Origin of the sequence: Bradyrhizobium sp. 35 (genome assembly GCF_023073215.1) — a bacterium.
In the GTDB taxonomy this organism is placed as follows: domain Bacteria; phylum Pseudomonadota; class Alphaproteobacteria; order Rhizobiales; family Xanthobacteraceae; genus Bradyrhizobium; species Bradyrhizobium canariense_D.
Genome location: NZ_JADPJC010000011.1, coordinates 1 through 17,341, shown reverse-complemented (window position 1 = coordinate 17,341; position 17,341 = coordinate 1). Strand labels below are relative to the sequence as shown.

The 17,341-nt window shown below is 59.6% G+C and carries 6 protein-coding genes and 3 pseudogenes; 6 read left to right on the top strand and 3 right to left on the bottom strand.

The features are described 5' to 3' along the window. Window positions 1–692 precede the first annotated feature (692 nt). From IVB36_RS01700 to xopAG, 4 genes and pseudogenes are all read left to right on the top strand, one after another. Window positions 693–6,179 (top strand): shikimate kinase, encoded by a 5,487-nt coding sequence (locus IVB36_RS01700; protein WP_247390362.1) that lies wholly within the window; start codon window positions 693–695, stop codon window positions 6,177–6,179. Between the two features lie 1,746 nt (window positions 6,180–7,925). Continuing rightward, window positions 7,926–8,342, top strand: a pseudogene (locus IVB36_RS01695) (IS3 family transposase); the annotation flags it as partial. A 162-nt stretch (window positions 8,343–8,504) separates the two neighbouring features. Continuing rightward, window positions 8,505–10,181, top strand: a complete 1,677-nt coding sequence (locus IVB36_RS01690) for a trehalose-6-phosphate synthase (RefSeq protein WP_247390360.1) — start codon at window positions 8,505–8,507, stop codon at window positions 10,179–10,181. Window positions 10,182–10,808: 627 nt separating this feature from the next. Beyond that, window positions 10,809–12,152, top strand: coding sequence for a XopAG/AvrGf1 family type III secretion system effector (gene xopAG, locus IVB36_RS01685; RefSeq protein WP_276576950.1), 1,344 nt, complete (start codon window positions 10,809–10,811; stop codon window positions 12,150–12,152). Between the two features lie 204 nt (window positions 12,153–12,356). Here xopAG and IVB36_RS40255 read toward each other — a convergent pair. The 3 genes and pseudogenes from IVB36_RS40255 to IVB36_RS01675 all read right to left on the bottom strand — a co-directional run. Next, window positions 12,357–12,563 (bottom strand): annotated as a pseudogene (locus IVB36_RS40255) (ATP-binding protein); the annotation flags it as partial. Then, a pseudogene (locus IVB36_RS01680) lies at window positions 12,478–12,930 on the bottom strand (ATP-binding protein). The pseudogenes IVB36_RS01680 and IVB36_RS40255, both read right to left, overlap by 86 nt. A 580-nt stretch (window positions 12,931–13,510) precedes the next feature. Next, window positions 13,511–14,410 carry a bacteriophage abortive infection AbiH family protein gene (locus tag IVB36_RS01675; protein WP_247390356.1) on the bottom strand — a complete coding sequence of 300 codons (900 nt, stop codon included), beginning with the start codon at window positions 14,408–14,410 and terminating at the stop codon, window positions 13,511–13,513. 749 nt (window positions 14,411–15,159) lie between these two features. On the opposite strand from IVB36_RS01675, the gene IVB36_RS01670 reads away from it, so the two are divergent. Together IVB36_RS01670 and IVB36_RS01665 are read left to right on the top strand one after the other, a co-directional pair. Next, entirely contained in the window at window positions 15,160–15,984 is an 825-nt protein-coding gene (locus IVB36_RS01670; protein WP_247390354.1) for an ArdC-like ssDNA-binding domain-containing protein, read from the top strand. A gap of 168 nt (window positions 15,985–16,152) precedes the next feature. Then, on the top strand, window positions 16,153–17,341 hold a 1,189-nt coding region (locus IVB36_RS01665; protein WP_247390352.1), incomplete at its 3' end, for a site-specific integrase.

The window sequence follows — 17,341 nt, the reverse complement described above, 5'->3', positions numbered from 1 at the left end:
CACAGGGCTTGATGGTGCACCGCAGCTGGTCGCGGCTAGAGTGGTAGTGTCCTGAACCAGAAGTTCGCAAAGCGTTGTCTTTTACTGGGCACTGTAACTGCAGAAGCGCTCGATGGAAGGAAGTACCGGAATTAGAAGCTCCGTCGTTGTTCGGCTCTCTCCTTGGCAGGGCGACACGAATGTATTGCGAAACTACGATTGGGAACTGTGACTCGATACATACCTCACGGACCATTTGATCGCGGGCTATCATGACGGGCATTGGCCGAATAGGGAAGCTGCACATTTCAGGCTTTGAAGCCGACGGTACCCGTGGAGCGAGCGCGTCTCGCCCTGACCCCGCTCTGCGCGATGGAGAAGGTAGCCAAAGCTATCCTTCTGTCGTGGGGCGGATGCACGCGCCTCGAAAGGCCTCTGCTCGCGCAGCGTCTTGTCCTAGTGATGTCTTCCGTGACGGGCTTGCCAATCGCTCCGGTGGCTCACATCAAATCCACGCGGCTGCACAATGGGCAGCCGGTGGGAGGCGCGGTGATCCTTTCTCAGTGTCGGAGCGCGGCGTACAAGGTGGGGGCGCAAGCTCATCGCGTTCAGGCGATGAACAATGGCGAATCGATGGAGGAGGCAGAAGCTCGCAATCAGGCGCGGTCTCATCACAGAAGCAATCCGCGTCCAAACAGAGGGCAGGACTGGCAATGCAGCGCACCATGGAGGTGGGCGCATACAACCTGCACCTTACAGACTTGAAGCGACATAGACGTGTAGATCTTGAAGCAAAGCTTCGTACAGCGCTGCAGGCCATTCAACGCGCTTGTAAGGCCGTGGCAGAACAGGTATCGCGGCTTGATTACCAGCTAATCAAGAAGGTGAAGCCGAGGGCGCTTTCGCTCTTCGCATTCTCATTTGGCCGCCGCGAAGCAACGACGAAAGTCGCCAAGTCGTATTGCAGCGAAAACAGGGTGCTTGAGGAGCCGAACGGTCAAGATCTGTCATTACTGGTAGACAGCTTCAGCAAGTGGCCGAAAGAACGCTCCTGTCGACAGGCGGGAGCTGCGATCGCCCGTGAGATGCTTTCCCGCAACCTATCCGACTGCAAGCCGCAGGAGCTGGCGTATCTGGTAAACGATTTCAGCAAGTGGCCTGACGAGCCCGGTTGTCGTGAGGCCTCAATCGCAATCGCCGGTGAGGTGCGTCCCGGCGAGCTCTCCCATTTTGAACCGCAGCGCTTGGCGAACCTGGTGAACAGTTTCAGCAACTGGCCCGACGAGCCCGGTTGTCGTAAGGCCACAGTCGCAATCGCTGGTGAGGTGCGTCCCGGCGAGCTCTCCCATTTTGAACCGCAGCACCTGACGAACTTGGTGAACGGTTTCAGCAAGTGGCCGGACGAGCCGGATTGTCGCAAGGCCACAGTCGCAATCGCTGGTGAGGTGCGTAGCGGCAAGCTCTCCCATTTTGATCCGCAGGCCTTGGCGGCCCTGGTGTACGGCTTCAGCAGATGGCCGGACCAGCAGAAGACGCGTGAAGCGACGCTCGCCATCGCCGGCGCGGTGGTTGCCCGCGCCGGCAATCTTGACGGATTCTCGGATCAAGAATTGGCCAATCTGGTGAACGGTTTCGGCAAGTGGCCGGAAGAAGAAAAAGCACGCAAGGCGATCGTTGCCATCGCCGGCGAGCTCGGTTCCAAGGGCCGTCGCTTCAGCACTTTCAGCACGCCTGCGCTAGTCAGGATCGCCAAAGGCCTGTCGCGGAGTATCGAGGAGGGAGAGACCGCCGGCGAGGTCGCCGAACCCGCCTTGCTGAAGGACCGGCTGCAGCAGCTGGCGCACTACCTCCAATATGCCGAGGATCGGCTGCAGCAGGCCGATGTCCGTGCCATCGCGAGTATATTCAAGGCGTTGGGCAAGGCGCAGTTGTTGGACGATCTCGGTGCTCTGGCACAGCCGGGGCTGGGCAGGCTCGAGATGTTATGTGCCGCTCCCGAGTTTAAGCTCGACAACAACCTCGAGACGATGGGCAATCTTTGCGCCTCCCTGCTGCCACTGGTTCGCAGCCCGAAGCCGGTGTTGCGCTGGCACCGCAGGTCGGCGCTGAACCTGCTCGACGACATCCAGCCGGTGGTGGAACACAAGATCGATGCCCATCTCAAGCCAGGCCAGGCCGAGCGCACCAGCGGCGCCAATGCAAGCCGCTGCCCGGGGCTTTCGATCTATCAGGTGCTAGAGACCCGGGCGGTGCTGGAGACGCTCTACCGGCTGCCCTATGTCGACGGCGAGGAGCTCGCCTTGCAGGCCAGGCGGGAAGAGCTGCACGGCAAGACCAGGCAGATCCTGGACAGTGCCAGCGCCCTCATCTACGCCGACCTTTCCTACATGAGCTGGAACGTGATCGCCGAGATCGAGGCGAAGGAGCCGCTCGAAGCGCTCGACACCTTCATGGCGCAGAACGCATCGCTGGTCCAGGCCCAGCATGCAGCCGCCAGCTTCGATGTCCATCGGGTCCTTCAGGCCATGGACCACGAGCCGAGACCGCCGCAAGGCGATGCCGGACTGATGCGGCTGCCGGTGGTCAACATGCAAGGCCGGCCGCTGGGCAGCGAAGCCGAGTTGCGCTATTCCATTTTCCACCGCTTGACCTCGGGCGCGGTGAAGGTGGTGGCGGTGCAGCTAGAGAAACCTCCGACTGGTGCCATGCTGACACGCACGTTCGCCGTGGAGGGCGTGCCCTACCGCATGGACCTGTTCGGCGGCAGCAAACTGAAGCCGCGGCAAAAGAGCCTGAACCAGCTTGCCTCTCAGCTGCCCTTCGCGGCCGAAGAGGCCTCAAGCAGCAAGCTTTTGGCGATCCCCTATGCCGAGATGGCTCCGGGTACGGCCTTTGAGCAGCTGTCGCGGGCCTGGGCGCCGTTCAAGGAAGCCTATTACTATACCCAGCGCCGCGGATTTGCCGCGCCGCCGGGCATCCCCGACGTTGGCCCGCATGATTATGCGCTGGAAGGGTGCTTCAAGCTGTCCCTTCTGCCCGACCGCCCCGCAGGCGCAGTGCATCCCTTCCGGTTCGAGGGGCGAGACGGCGAGATCGCCTTGCGGCCGCATGACGGCTGCGGCTTCATCAGGGCCTCACTGGCCGAGCGCATGCCGGCCATTGCCCGGGCTCGCCACGGCGCTCCCGAGCGGATGCCTGCCTATGCCGATAAAAGGCAATCGGCGGTACCGCCCTCGGCGCTGCAACATTATCCGCGCAGCGTCGAGGTGGCACAGGAGACCCGCGAGAAGGCTCTGGCTTGGCTCGAAACCCATCAAAGCCTCACCGCCGAGGAGCTGTTCCGGACGGTCACGGGCGGGCATATCGAGGGTTCGGGCGCTATCGCCGTGCCGTCCAGCGACGAATGCCTGCATGTGCCGACGGGCAAGAGCAAGACCTTGACCCGTGACGCTGGCGTGCTTGTCGGACGCTCCCCCTATGACAAGCCCAACCTGCGCCCGTTCGCCGCCGACCGGGTCAGGTCGGCGCGCGATGGCGATCGGACCGCGGCGTTCCTGGATCGGTGCGTGGCCTTCCAATACAGCTTCAACGTCGCGCACAGGTCGGGGGCCGGGCTTGCCGCCGACGATCCGACCTTCTTTGCCAAAGGCATCTTGATCGTTGTGCCCGACGAAATGTGGCCGGCGGATTTCGCCGAGCGCGGGGTGGTGATGTCTGCCGAGGACGTAAAGTGCCATTCGCGCTGGCTGGAGGCAAAGGAACGGGTCAAGGCCGACACCGCGCTCGAGTGCGTCGGCATCCTGCAGGCGACGGAGGTGTTCGCGCCCGGCTCTTTGGTTGCGGTTCCGAGCGCCGAACAAAAAAAGCTCGACGGCGATTTTGACGGCGACATCGTCGTCATCATCGGCGACCGGCCTCGCCTTTACGAGCATGTGCGCCAGTTCGACGCGCAGCTGCAGGCGCGCGGCATCGCCTCGCTGAAGCCGCCGAAGTCGCACACGCCGGCCATTGAGAAAGGCGGCTACCAGTTCAGCCGGTCCAAGCAGATCCTGTCGGCCACCGGGCTGGTGCTGGAGACCTACAGCTGCCTGCAGCGCAACGTGCTGGCGCAGCCGCTGGAGGCGCAACGCTGGTTTGCCGAGCGTGCCATCTTCGGCACCTACGAGGGCATTCATCATGAGCTCAAGGCCGACATCCGGGCACTGTTGCAGGAAGATCGGCCGGATGGCCAGACCCTCCATGAGCTCATCGCCAGGTCGGAGGAAGACAGCAAGGCCGCCAGCCATCCGGTGGCCTGCGAACTGGCCGCCTTGCTAGTGGCCGAGCTCCAGGACTGGAACCTGCAGCTCAATAGCGAGCCGGCTCATGAGCAGTCGGACGTCAACGTCAAGCAGCAGTTAGCGCGATCCGTGGCCTCAACCGGCGCGAAGCCTGCCGTCAGCGCCGACGCCGGCGCGCTCTTCCCGAAACTCAGCGAATCCTATCCGGCAACCGCTGACGCCAGGAAGCGCATCGACTTCCTGCTCAACCACTACCAGCCGCGCATGGATCCGCGGCCCGACGGCTACAACCCGGACGATCTGCATGAAAGCGCCATCAATCTGTTGACCGTCGGCATCAAGGTCGGCACGGATGCCTACAAGTCCGATACCGGTGCGCGGGTGTTCATGGAAAAAACCACCGAATTGCAGCGGCTCTTGGAGCGGAGGCCGGGCTTCAAGTCGGCGCCCTATGTCAAGGCGCAGGCGGCAAAGCTCCACCGGGGCCGGTTCGACGTCGATGGCAGCCTGGCGGATCTGAAGGACAACCCCACGCTGGCGGCCTCGGTCATGGAGGCCTCGATCAGACTCGCCGTCGAAAAGCGCATCCTGCCCAGCGCCTTAGCAATCTCGGCCGACGACGACCCCGCCAGCAGGATAACGCTGAGCAGCGAACAGGCCCTGGAGCGCGCCAGGCTCGAAGCCGCCCCCGCCGAAGCGCAAGAAAGCGCGATTACCGAAACTGTGCATGCGGTTGCCGAGCTTTTGCGGCAGGACGGCATCGAGGTGAAGGTGCCGCATCTCGACCAACGGTCGCGCGGGCAGGTCTGGATAGCCGACGAGTTGACCGGCCAGAGCGTGAGCGCGGCGCCGGAGGCCCAACTGGTCACCCATACCATGCGCCATGTCTTCGAGATCCCGGAGGAGGCTTTTACGCGCGCCTTCAGGAAGGCCGCACTGGCCTTCGAGGAGCGGGACTGCAGCGAGGTCGAGACCACCAACTGGTTCATCAGGATGGACACGCCGCGGTTACGCGGCGTTCACACGGCGTTCAGAACCGCGCAGAACTATCGCTTCGAGGTCGCGTTCCATACGCCGGCCAGTTACCGGGCAGAGCGCGCGCAGAGCGAACGCGAGCTGGTCCCCATTCCCCGTGGTACCTGGGACATATTACACTTTTGCTCGTCAGGAGAAAGCAGATCGAGGGCGGCAGGGACCTCCAGGTGGCGCACCGTCGCAAGACAACAGATTGCGGTCGCTCGCTCGCCGCAAGCCGGCGAGATCCTCCCGTCCCTCGGTACGCGGCCGGTCGTGCTTGTCGGCATGCCGGCGAGCGGCAAGTCGACCATCGGCGACCAGCTTGCCAAGGAGTTGGGGGTGGAGTTTGTCGACATGGATAAGCGTATCGTCGCCGAGCACGGCAATCTGATGGAGATGTTCGCCGACCCTGGCCGCGGCGAGACGTACTTCAGGGACCTGGAGGCCAAAGAGCTCGCCAAGCAGCTGGAGAGAGGGCCCATCGTCATCGCAACCGGCGGCGGCTGCTTTAACAAGGAGTCCAATCAAGCCCTGATCCTTAATAAGGCGAGGTCGATCTGGCTCGACACCGAGCTGAACGAGCTCCGCAGGCGCCTCAAGTGGGACACCACCCGGCCGCTGCTGCAAGGCGTCGACATCGAGCAGAAGGTTGACCAGCTGTACGAAGAGCGCAGTCCGTTCTACCAAAAGGCCGATATCAGGTTGGCCCTCGTCCCGCCCATCAAGGACAAGAAGAGCGCCCGTATTTGCGTGAACAAGCTCTACGCTTTCCTGTGCAGTGACATAGAAGGCGCTCCGCCGGCTGCAGAGATATCACATTCCGCCGGTACTTCCGGGACCGCCATCAGCATGTCTCCGACCGCGCAGCGCATGCACGATGATCATCACAACGGCGGCGATTAGGGGGCGGCGTCGTGGAAACCATCCAGGCGCCGGCACCAATGAGTGAAGGGGAACGGCGCATCTCGACACCCTCACCGCCGACCCGCAGCCTTTGCTGGCCGGCAGTAACGCACGAGCGGATTTAGCGTTTACCGCGAGAAGCAGAGAGCGCTCAACTCCAGGGCGATAAGCGGCAACGATCAAGGCGTTCTTTCGCAGGTTTGGTGCAGCAGGGTGTGGGTTCGCGCCGAATGCTAATAAAAGTGGGAATCGCCGTATCCCTCCGGCGGCGACCTCACCGGATGCTTACATTGAAAGTGACGCCGGAGAAATACGCTCGCAATATCCTTCAGAACGACAAACTATTTGTCTCGGATGTCGCGGCAGAGCACCCTCATTTTACTGTCTGTAATCGCTGAGTTATGGCTTGCGGCAAGCACCAGCTGACGGTCGATCGAACGTCTAGGAGCAGCGTCGGCATCGTTTGCCGCAAAGTGACATTGCCGCCGCTAAAAGTTGGTACGCCCACCTCGAGCTCGCGTTCACGCACGTCCTCGCTCTCCCACCCGACACCCGCAAACGTCCGGGTCGCTTGATCGAGCAGCTGCTTCTTCAGACATAGATCTAGCTTGGGCGAACATCATAGCGCTGGGTCAGATCAGCCACCGTCGTCGGCTGCTCCCGCACAGCTTCCACCGCCATCTTTGCTTTAGTGCCGTGTCGATCTTGCGGCTCGCCTTCCTCATGCTTCCCGTCTATCAAACGGAGCGGCCTCTTCCAACCGAGCACGTGGTTCCGAGAGCCGGGTCCATTTCACTGTTCCATTTGGTGGACGAAACGAGGGGCTCAATAGGTGTGGAGTATCGCTTCATAACGAACATCTATTTGTCGTTGTCGTAGGAAAGGAGCACAGAAGATTCGAATGCGACGGATGGCTGTAGTTGCGCGGTCAAGGTCGCTATTGTGCATCAAGGATCACGACCAGAGCATTCGTGCTTGTATTGAAGGCGCGTTATGACTGGCATCAGCGGACTCGGGAATCGCATTTGGCAATCTACAAACGACAGCGCTGAAGTCGCGGTCAAGTCTTACGCAGATAGGGTTTCTAGCGAGGAGGGGCAAACGAGCGGTTCTGTCCTCGGGCCGATGGACCCTGAGCCTCAAGATTTAGAAACTTATTCTGCTCGTGTCCCTTTCGACGATACGGCTGCGCAGTGCGGGCATCGTGGAATCGCCGAGATCCCGTATAGATCTTATAGTCACGCACCACGTTGGGCCGAAAGTTCGTCGCGTTCTGACGGCGAGCCCTGGCGGAGCGATCGAGCAACCGGAAGCTCGCGCACAGAGGCGAGCCGCCTGCATGGGCAATCCGTGCCCGACCGGGCGGCTGAATCAGGAAGACGGCGTGTCGATGATGTCGCCACGCAGGGCGTCCATGGTACAGGCTTAGGGCGCCCGTATAGGTCTACGAATGCGCTTAACAGCGCGCTAAGGGATATTGATCGGGCTCACGACGTCCGTGGATTCTCAGGTGCAGTGGTGAACTATGCCAAGCGGCTGCAAATTCCAGAGAAGGCAACGCTCCTGCAAGGCCGCCGCTGATTTCCAATACAGATTTGTCGCGCGCTTCGAGCAAAATATCCGCTCTGGTGAATCACGGAGCTACGCCAAGACATGCAACGAGGTGCGCAGAGAGGCTGGCGGTCAGGAAGGCATGGAAGCTTGCAAGGCATTGGCAGCTCGAGTATCGAGGCTCGATAACGCGCTTATCCGGTGCGGCTGATGTGTGCCGTGCTCGAGGTCTCGCCGGCGGGCTACTACGCTTGGCGAGAGCGCCCGGTGAGCGAGCGCGCGACCGCCAATGCCGCTCTCCTGACCGCGATCAGGCAGGTTCATCAGGACAGCGGCCAGCGTTACGGCAGCCCGCGGGTCCATGCCGTGCTGCGAGCCCAAGGCCGCGGCGCCAGCCGTCGGCGGATCGAACGCTTGATGCACCGGCATGGCATCCGCGCCATCATGGCGCCGCCGCGCCGGGTTCGCACGACCGACAGCCGCCATGGCCTGCCGATTGCCCCGAACCTCATCGCCCGCAACTTCACCGCTGCCGCGCCGGATCGGGTCTGGCTCGCCGACATTACCTACATTCCGACCGCTGAGGGCTGGCTCTATCTTGCCGCCATCATCCTGGATGCGAGCGCCGATGCGGCTATTTGGCTCGACACGTGGTCAGCTTCCCGAGAACTAAACCTGCTAGTCCTAAGAGGTAGAAATAAGTGGGGCTGAGAAATAACTGGAGGCAGATCCGCGAACCGCATCAAACTGAAACATCATCAACGGAGTTACGAAATGGATCGAGTCCATGGTGCGCTCAAAGCGGCGACATTGAGCCCCGATGCTACATTACATGCCGCTCAGCAACCTGAAGCGATAGGCCAGGGGGCGTGTGATCAACGCCTGAGCGAAATCCCACTGCAGCTAGAGCAACAAGCCAGCGGAGGTCCTTCCCAACCTGGTATCTCGAACGACCTTAACGATCGTCTCGATTTGGTCGGCCGGCCACCAATAATGAAGCTGGTCGTCATTTCGAACCGCGGCGCTCGCTTCGATCCCAATATACCCCAGACCGGCGGACTTGCAGCCGGCCTCGAGCCAGTCTTGGAATGTTCCGGCGCCATCTGGATGTTCTCCTCGGATATCCGCGGCGAGGGGACTGAGAAGCCCCTGCCGCTCGAGAAGGTTGGCAAAGGTCATGTGGCCAAGCTCGATCTTCCGGTTGAGCACTATCCCGGCTACTATCGAGATTATTCGAACTCGACGTTGTGGCCGGCATTGCACTCCCTGTCCGAACGGATGTCGAGCACGCAAGAGGGGTACCGCAGCTATCGAGAGATGAACGACTTTATCGCGCGCGCGGCGTTTGGCTTGCAGGATAGGGACGCATTCTGGGTGCACGACTATCATTTATTTCCTCTCGCGGCCGATCTGCGTAAGCTCGGCATCGAAGGGCCGACCGGCTTTTTCCTGCATACGCCATGGCCCGCCCCTGACATGATCAAGCTCGTGTCCAATCATCGCGAACTGATGAAGTCGATGTTGGAGTACGATCTGTTGGGTTTTCAGACGAACCGAGACGTGAATAACTTCCTCGCTTGTCTGCGTTCCCATCTCGCGCTGGAGAGCAAGGATGGCGTTGTGATCTCGGAGCGGGGCCAGACGCGATGTCAAAAGTTCCCAATCGGTATCGATCCGAAGCGGTTCGCAGCATACCTGGCTGCAGACTTGTCTCCCGCAGAGCAGGAGAAAGTTTCGTCCCTTCTGAAAAGCGTCGAGGGCACCACGTTTGCGATCGGCGTCGATCGGCTCGACTACACCAAGGGCATCGACCAAAAGGTCGAAGGGTTCAATCAGCTTTTGGTGAAGGCCGAGCCGCGCAGCATCTCGCTGTTGCAGATCGCGCCTCCATCGCGTGCCGACGCTGAAGAGTATCAGAGGTATAGAAACGAGGTAGAGAGCCGGATCAACCAAGTCAATGCCGAGCACGGCACGGACGAGTGGAGCCCGATCCACTACATTAACGAATCGTTCAGCCAGTCGGCACTTGCGCGTCTTTACCGAGCTGCGCGTGTTGGCGTCGTGACGCCGTTGCGGGACGGCATGAATCTCGTCGCGAAAGAATATGTTGCTGTGCAGAATCCAAAGGACCCCGGCGTTCTGGTGCTCTCGAAGTTCGCGGGTGCGGCTGAAGACTTCAACGACAAGGAGGCGCTGCTGGTGGATCCGAACCGTCCTGAAGAAATCAGGGAGGCAATTTGGCAGGCGGTCAACATGCCGCGAGAGGAGCGTATCAGGCGCTGGCGGTCGATGATGGACAAACTTGAAGCGTATACGATCCACCACTGGTCGGCGGACTACCTTCGAGAGTTGGACAAAAGCCAACTTCGCGCCGCTGCAGTGATCGCCTACGACAAGGTCAATCCCGCCCGCACGGAGCTGAGGGGGCGCCTATGCGAGGGGAATCTTTGAGGCTTTACCGGACCCGGTGAAACACACACAGGATAGCCTTTGGGCGCCGCCGCCGACGACGGCTCCGACCATCGGCCCCAACGGGCAAGAGCCGGTCGCCAGCGACCGATTGGACGAAAAGTAGTGCCCAAGGGCGAGATTCCCGATATTGCCGGTCACGAAGATCTGAGGCTGCTCGTGATAGATCCACCGGTCCATATGACAGCGTCCTCATCTCCTCTGGCCACCTCGCCTTGGCCGCCGAAGCCGTGAGTGCCCTGCTGATTGCGCAGGTAGGGAAAGTGCTTGAAGTAAGACCTCATCTCGGATGCAAACTGATCGCGATATCTGATCTCTCTTCAAGACCCGAGGTCTAATACTGCCAAGTGACAATTCAGTGCGAGCGGGTTCACCTACTGGAGGCGATAGGAAGTGCGTATCACAAATAGTCAATTCGGAACGGTGTTTCGGGCGGCGCCACGCACCGAGATCGCACCACAGGGCTTGATGGTTCGGCCGCGCACGACCAAGTCGAATACGACTCCACCGACCAAGTGCCTTGCCACTCGACAGATCCCTCCTGGTCTTCGTGGGTCCAATCAACGCTCGAAATCCAGTGGCGGAGAGGAAGCACGCGGAAACTGCAACTTGCCGGGCTTGGCCTCTCGCGTGATGAAGTATGCTTTTGGCGCGCTCGGAGCGGTCTTTTTTTATGACAAGATGGCCAACGACTTTTTCCTCTCCACTACGTCTTTGCACGACGGAAAAGGGGGCTTCAGCAGCGACACCAGACTTACCAAGGCCGAAAAACAAGCGGAAGAATACTTTCAAATTTATTGCAGCCTTTCCGATGAAGAGAAGAATCGCATTGCCAGCCAGGTCAAAGCCCCTAGACTCATTGGCGCTAACAGGTTTGCATCCATGATAGACTACCGTGCTGCCACGAAGGTTCACATCAAGAACCTGGTAAATACGGAGCAAGCACACATCTCCATCATGAAAAATATCAAATGCCTCAAAGGGGGTCGGATGACAATTGAGGGTATCTCGAAACATGCTCCAACGATCGTGCCGGACAGAGTGGATTTGACGAGTTCACCAGAATACCTGAGGAAGAACAAGTACTCCCTGTCAGGTGTTAGAAATGAACAAACCGGCTCGACCGGTTATGCATCGAGGACGATAACGAAGCCGTTTATTGAGAGAGGGCTGGATCATTTCAATGCAGAAGTTGAAAGCGACAGATCTCTTTCACCCAAGCAAGCCGTCGAGGCACTGGAAGCCCACCTCAATAGCGACAGACGCCTTGGTGAAAACGCTCAGCTGATCGCGGGCCAAGCCTTTTTGATTGTTAGCCGGGCCTATGAGAGCAAGTGGGGAACCGCACACAAGGTTCTGATGCCTTATCTTCATGAAAAGGGATGGTTGTCTCTGGCGGAAAATCAGAAATTAGGCAAGACGAGGCCATTTGCTCGGGAAGATATGGAAAAGGGCTTGCTCAGGAGAAACACCAGCGTGATCGGCCCGTTTTTTCATGATGCGTACGTCCGTGTGCATAGCGCACTTTCTGAAATGGAGCTGGTATCACCAAAAGACTTTTCGCATAGGGAAGTCAGAGAAATGAGATACCTTCCGATTGCTCATTTTAGGCTGAATGATAGCGAAGATGGATTTGAAGACTGCTCGGGTCTAAGCGACTCGTTCACATCGTTCAACATTGCCGTTTGCATCAATCACGCGAGAATGATGAATGGCGACGAGCGTTTGTCAAAGGATGACGTGGTGGCACTTGTTGGATGTCTGAATGCGGTTTTTGATAGTGCGAGCGGAGTGAGGCATACTCTACAGGAAAACGCGAGAGGATGCTTTGCCGGGGCTGGATACGCGACGGAAGACGCAGACGACTTCTACAGAACTGTATGCAAGAATGCGTCTGATGAGTTTTATGGTGGCAAAGCCAGATACGCTAACCGGAGATTTCTTGGGTTCTGAGGTTGTGAAGATCGAATCCAGCAAAGAGTTCAATTGCGTGTCGGCTTCGCCTCTGCTTGCGCAGTCAGCGCTCTTGATGCTCGCGGAGGACGCTTCAACTATTTGCGGATCTTCATAGTAGCGAATCCACCTTGGGCTGCTCGCGGAGTGGATCCTGAAATCCAAGTTGGCCTTTGTTACTCCATGGGGACGCGAAGTTTCCGGCGCGTGCCACTGGTCGACCGGGAGTTGGCTGGTGAGGAGGGCGGAGCGGCGGCCGTAGCGATCCTCCAGGATCTCCAAGAGGTCGTGGCGGGCGCCGGCATCGAGCGGCTCGAGCCCCCAATCATCGAGGATCAGCAGATCGACACGGTCGAGGCCGCGCAATAGGCGTGGATGGCGGCCGTCGCCGCGCCGCGAGAGCGAGGTCATCGAACAGCCGCGGAACACGTTGATAGAGCACGGAGCGATTGTCCCGGCAGGCCTTGTGGCCGAGCGCCGAGGCGAGCCAGCTCCTGCCGACGCCGGCCGGGCCGCAGATCAGCAGGTTAGCATGGTCGTCGATCCAGCGTCCCTCGACAAGCTTGGCAAACAGTGGGCGGTCGAGGCCGCGCGGGTGCGGTAGTCAATGTCCTCGACGCACGCCTGCTGGCGCAGCTTTGGCGTAGCGCAGGCGAGTGGCGAGCCGTTTGTCGTGCCGCAGCGAGGCTTCACGCTCGAGCAGCAGAGCAAGCCATTCGGCGTGACCGAGGCTGCCAGCCTCACCGGCAGCTTCGATGTCGACGAAGGCCTTGGCCATGCCGTGGAGGCCGAGGGCGTTGAGGCGGTCGAGGGTCGGATGGGTGAGCAAGGGATGGGAGCCGGAAGAGGCCGCGTCACCCGGGCGACATCATCCCGGAATACTCGGCGAGATCGTCTCGGAACGGGTGGGCGACTTCAAATCGGAATAGTGGGCGAGATCATCTCGGAACGATGGGCGACATCGAGCGGAATCCGCAAGCTTACGGTTCTTACCGACACCGATTGCAGTGTCATGCGTGAATCATTTGGGCGCTGTTCGGCTCTGCTCCAGGAGAGATCAACCCAAGGCTGGCTGCACCTTCCGTTATCGAAGCCGAGATCGATGCGCTGGAGAAATGGATCGCCGACATCCGGGCCCGCCAAGAGAAAGCTGCTTGATCACGCTCAGAACGGGCATGTCAAAAGCGGCACCAACGGCGCCGCCGCGACCCCAGCCACTACATGAAAAGGCTGGCTGGGTTTGCAAGGCTAGGGGCATCTGGCTACCTGTGGTAGAGAGGAGCTGTCAATCCCTCTCATTTGGCAAACGTGGAAGCCCTGTGACGATGCTCGTGGGCGCCGTCGCTGACGCGCCTCGCTCAAAAGTCAACAAGAAGCGCGTACTCAACAAGTCGGGCATCAATGCCGAGATCGCCGACACGCTTGCGGACCGCAGTAGGCTCACCGAAGTAGCTTACTTTCCAGCGCGACCGACTTGCATCGATGTTACGGATCACTTCTTGGAAATATGGATAGTCGACCTCCGAGACGGAGTGCCCCATGACTAGAATTTTCTCAACCGTCGCGAGCTTGCGGAAGAACGCTTGATACCTCTGAATGATCTCCTCAGTTGGCTTGAATGTCTCTTTGAAATAGGAATCAACCAAGGCTTGGCCTTCCACGACACGTGTATCAGCATTCTCGGGATCGGTGCTAATCCGATAGGGATCAAGATTGTCGTCGGGCTCCCAGCCGTGTCCAAGCACGAGCAGCGCCTCCGGGTCGCTCGCCGCTCCGTGGATGTGCAGGATGTTTTGATCCGGCACGTTGTAGAGGTGCTGCAGTGATCTGGTACAATTGAAGTTCAAGAAGGAGGCTGATGGATCAATCGGAAGCCGCAGGTTCTCAATTGGCGGAGCGTCTGGGATGCGCAGCTGCCGGATCCAATCTCCAAAACGCGCTCGCAATCTCTTCGAAATCGCATCGACAACTTGCTCGATCTCATACTGGTAATCGTGGTGATAGGCGTCGCTCCATTCTTCGGCGCCATAAGGCATTAAGAAATCGGATGCGTCCTCGATCAACGTATCACTATCGAAGTGCGCGAGCCGTGCCTCGAACACGGCCCAAAACGCCGCGTTGACGTCGAAATAGCGTTCCACGACCTGATACGTCGCGTGGTCGACCGCCTTCAGGTATTCACCGAATGCCCTGTAAGACGATTGAATTCCGTGATGCAAATCGAACCCATTGCCAATGATGTAGAGTGTGTCGCTCAAACCGTCGTCATCTTTCTCAATAGCGAGCCGTGCCTAGCAGGACTTCGATCAATTCCGCGGCTCGAGCCGAACAGAGTGGATGCGTCAACCCTCTACCCTCTTCGTTGTTCGAGCATCATTCGACTTCTCACGCAACAAGAAGGCAATACATGCTAGCGCCGAAGAGGCACTTCCACACAACCTGCGTCCGTCGGGAGTGGTTCGAAATCGTGCCGCCCGACATCCTGCCCTTTCTTGCGCGAGCCGGTCGGGGCGAGTTCGTCGCCAAGAACGCTTGATGCCTTCCAGATCGTCGGTTATGAGCGCGCCCGGTCTCGGTGTGTGGAAATGGGCTGACCTAGAGATTGATGATTGCTGTCCCTTCTGGGGATGTCTGTGCGGCATGCATTTTCATGGACGCCTCACAGATGGGATTACGGCATGCGCTGCGACATGCTGTGCGATTCTTAGAGCTCGGTCTGCACGACGAATATCCGCAAGATTGAAGTCTGGAATTCTGTTGCGATGAACTGGATCGAAAGGCCGAAACGGCCGGAAGGCCGGAAATACGTCGATACTGACATCCTGAATTCCGGCAATACGCCTTTGAGGGGAACGCCTTCCCCTACGCCCGAGTCCGTGGTCTCGGCCGACCCCTTCTGTGGGGAGATCCCCGCAACGCCCCCTTAGAGTCAGAGTGCGGACCGGATTTGCCGTGACGGGTTGTAAGCTGGAGGGGAGGCCTCCGGCGCCCGTCGCGGAGATACGCGATGTCCAGAACGACTACATCCGCGCGCGCCGGCTCCAACCGGGCGAACCTCTATGATGAAATCACCGACAAGATCATCGGCGAGCTGGAGGCCGGCCGCGTGCCCTGGGTCCAGCCTTGGGGAACGGCTGCGGCAAAAGCGCCGGTCGCCATGCCGAAGAATGCCGCCACCGGCCGGCAATATTCGGGGATCAACGTCCTGATCCTCTGGGGCGCCGTCATCGCTCATGGCTATCCCGGTCAGAGCTGGCTTACATTTCGCCAGGCGCTCTCGCTCGGCGGCAACGTCCGCAAGGGTGAGCACGGCACGACCGTCGTCTATGCCGACCGCTTCGTGCCGGACGACGAGAAGAAGCGCGCGCGTGAGACCGGCGAAGAAGCCGCCACGATCCCGTTCCTGAAACGGTTCACCGTCTTCAATGCGGCGCAATGCGAGGGCCTGCCCGAGGACGTGGCGATCGTCGCGCCGCCGCCTCCGCCGGACCTGATCGAGCCCCGGGTCGAGGCGCTGATCCAGGCCACCGGCGTCAACTTTCGGATCGGCGGCAATCGCGCCTTTTACGCGCCGGACGCCGACTTCGTCATGGTGCCGCCGCCGCACGCTTATTTTGAGCCGATCAACTGGCATCGCACAGCCCTGCACGAACTCGGGCATGCCGTCGGCCATGCCTCGCGGCTCGGCCGCGATCTTACCGGCAGTTTCGGCACCAAGAAATATGCGTTCGAAGAGTTGGTAGCCGAAGTGAACGCGGCCTTCTGCTGCGCCTCGCTCGGCATCGTTCCGACCGTCCGGCACGCCGACTACATCGGCTCCTGGTTGGAGTAATGGCGAGCTCGCCATTACTCGAGTAATCAGCAGCAGATCATAATGTGAAGAACGATTTTCTAGCGGAGCCGGCTTGTGGAGATCGGCTAAAAAGGCCTGCGATATGCTGCGCATTATTTCCGACATGAGACCCTTGGCTGTCGATCACGCACAGCGGAGGAAGTCTTCATGCCACATGGATTTGGCACCCTTGTCGCGGAGCTTAAGGATGCTCTGACGCGGCAGCGATATAATCGAGTTGCAGTTCACAACTATTGCCGCAACGCCGACTACTTTCTTGCGTACCTGGCGGAGCGCAAAATTGCTCTTGAAGCGGTCACGCCGGCAGACGTAACGAACTATCTGCGCTTTGCGGTTCGACAATTTCGCAAACGTCATGGCCGCGCTCCAGCTCGTTATTGGATAGGCATTCCCAGATCAGGAATCCACGCGGTGCTGAAGCTCGCGATGAAGCGCTGGCCACCCGAACCTACGGCCACCGATGCCGGCGAGCTTCTCTGTCGAGAGGTGTGTGAACAGTATCAGACGTGGCTGCGGGAGGAACGCGGGCTCGCCGCGGCTTCGGTCGACGCCTTGCTGTGGGAAGCTCGAAATTTTTGTGCCTGGCTCATCAAGCATTCGAAAGCCAATTTTGCAGGCCTGACCGTCCGCGATCTCGATATCTACATGGACATGCGGGCTCGCGGGCTGACGCGGAAATCCTTGAAAGATGTCGCCGAGCGGCTTCGGTCGCTACTGAAACATCTTCGCAGGACAGGTCGCACCGCGGCCGATCTCTCCCAGCACGTTATTGCTCCGCTTCTCTATGCCTATGAAGGCATCCCATCCGCATTAAGTTCGGATCAGATCTCGATCGTCCTGAAATCTGTTCAAAAAGACCGGTCGCCGATGGGCTTGCGTGACTATGCCATCCTTCAGCTTCTTGCGACCTACGGGTTACGTTCCGGCGAGATAAGCCGTTTGCGGTTGGAAGACATCGATTGGCGGGCGGATATTCTGCACATCCGCCGCTCCAAAACGGGTGATCATTCTCTTCTGCCTTTGTTTGAGGCCGTCGGGGAAGCGCTGCTCGAGTACCTCTGGCACGGCCGCCCTGAAACTGATGTGCGGGAAATCTTTGTTCGCACCCGCGCACCCTACGTTCCCATGGTGCGCATTTATAACGAAGTCAGCCGGCGGATCGAGGCGGCAGGCATCACACCAAGCGGCAAACGCGGCCCGCATATCTTCCGGCATGCACGTGCAGTCAGTCTGCTACGGGCGTCGGTCCCGCGAAAGCTGATCGGAGACGTATTGGGTCATCGTTCAACGGAATCGACGATCCCCTACCTGAAACTTGCCACGGAGGACCTGCGCG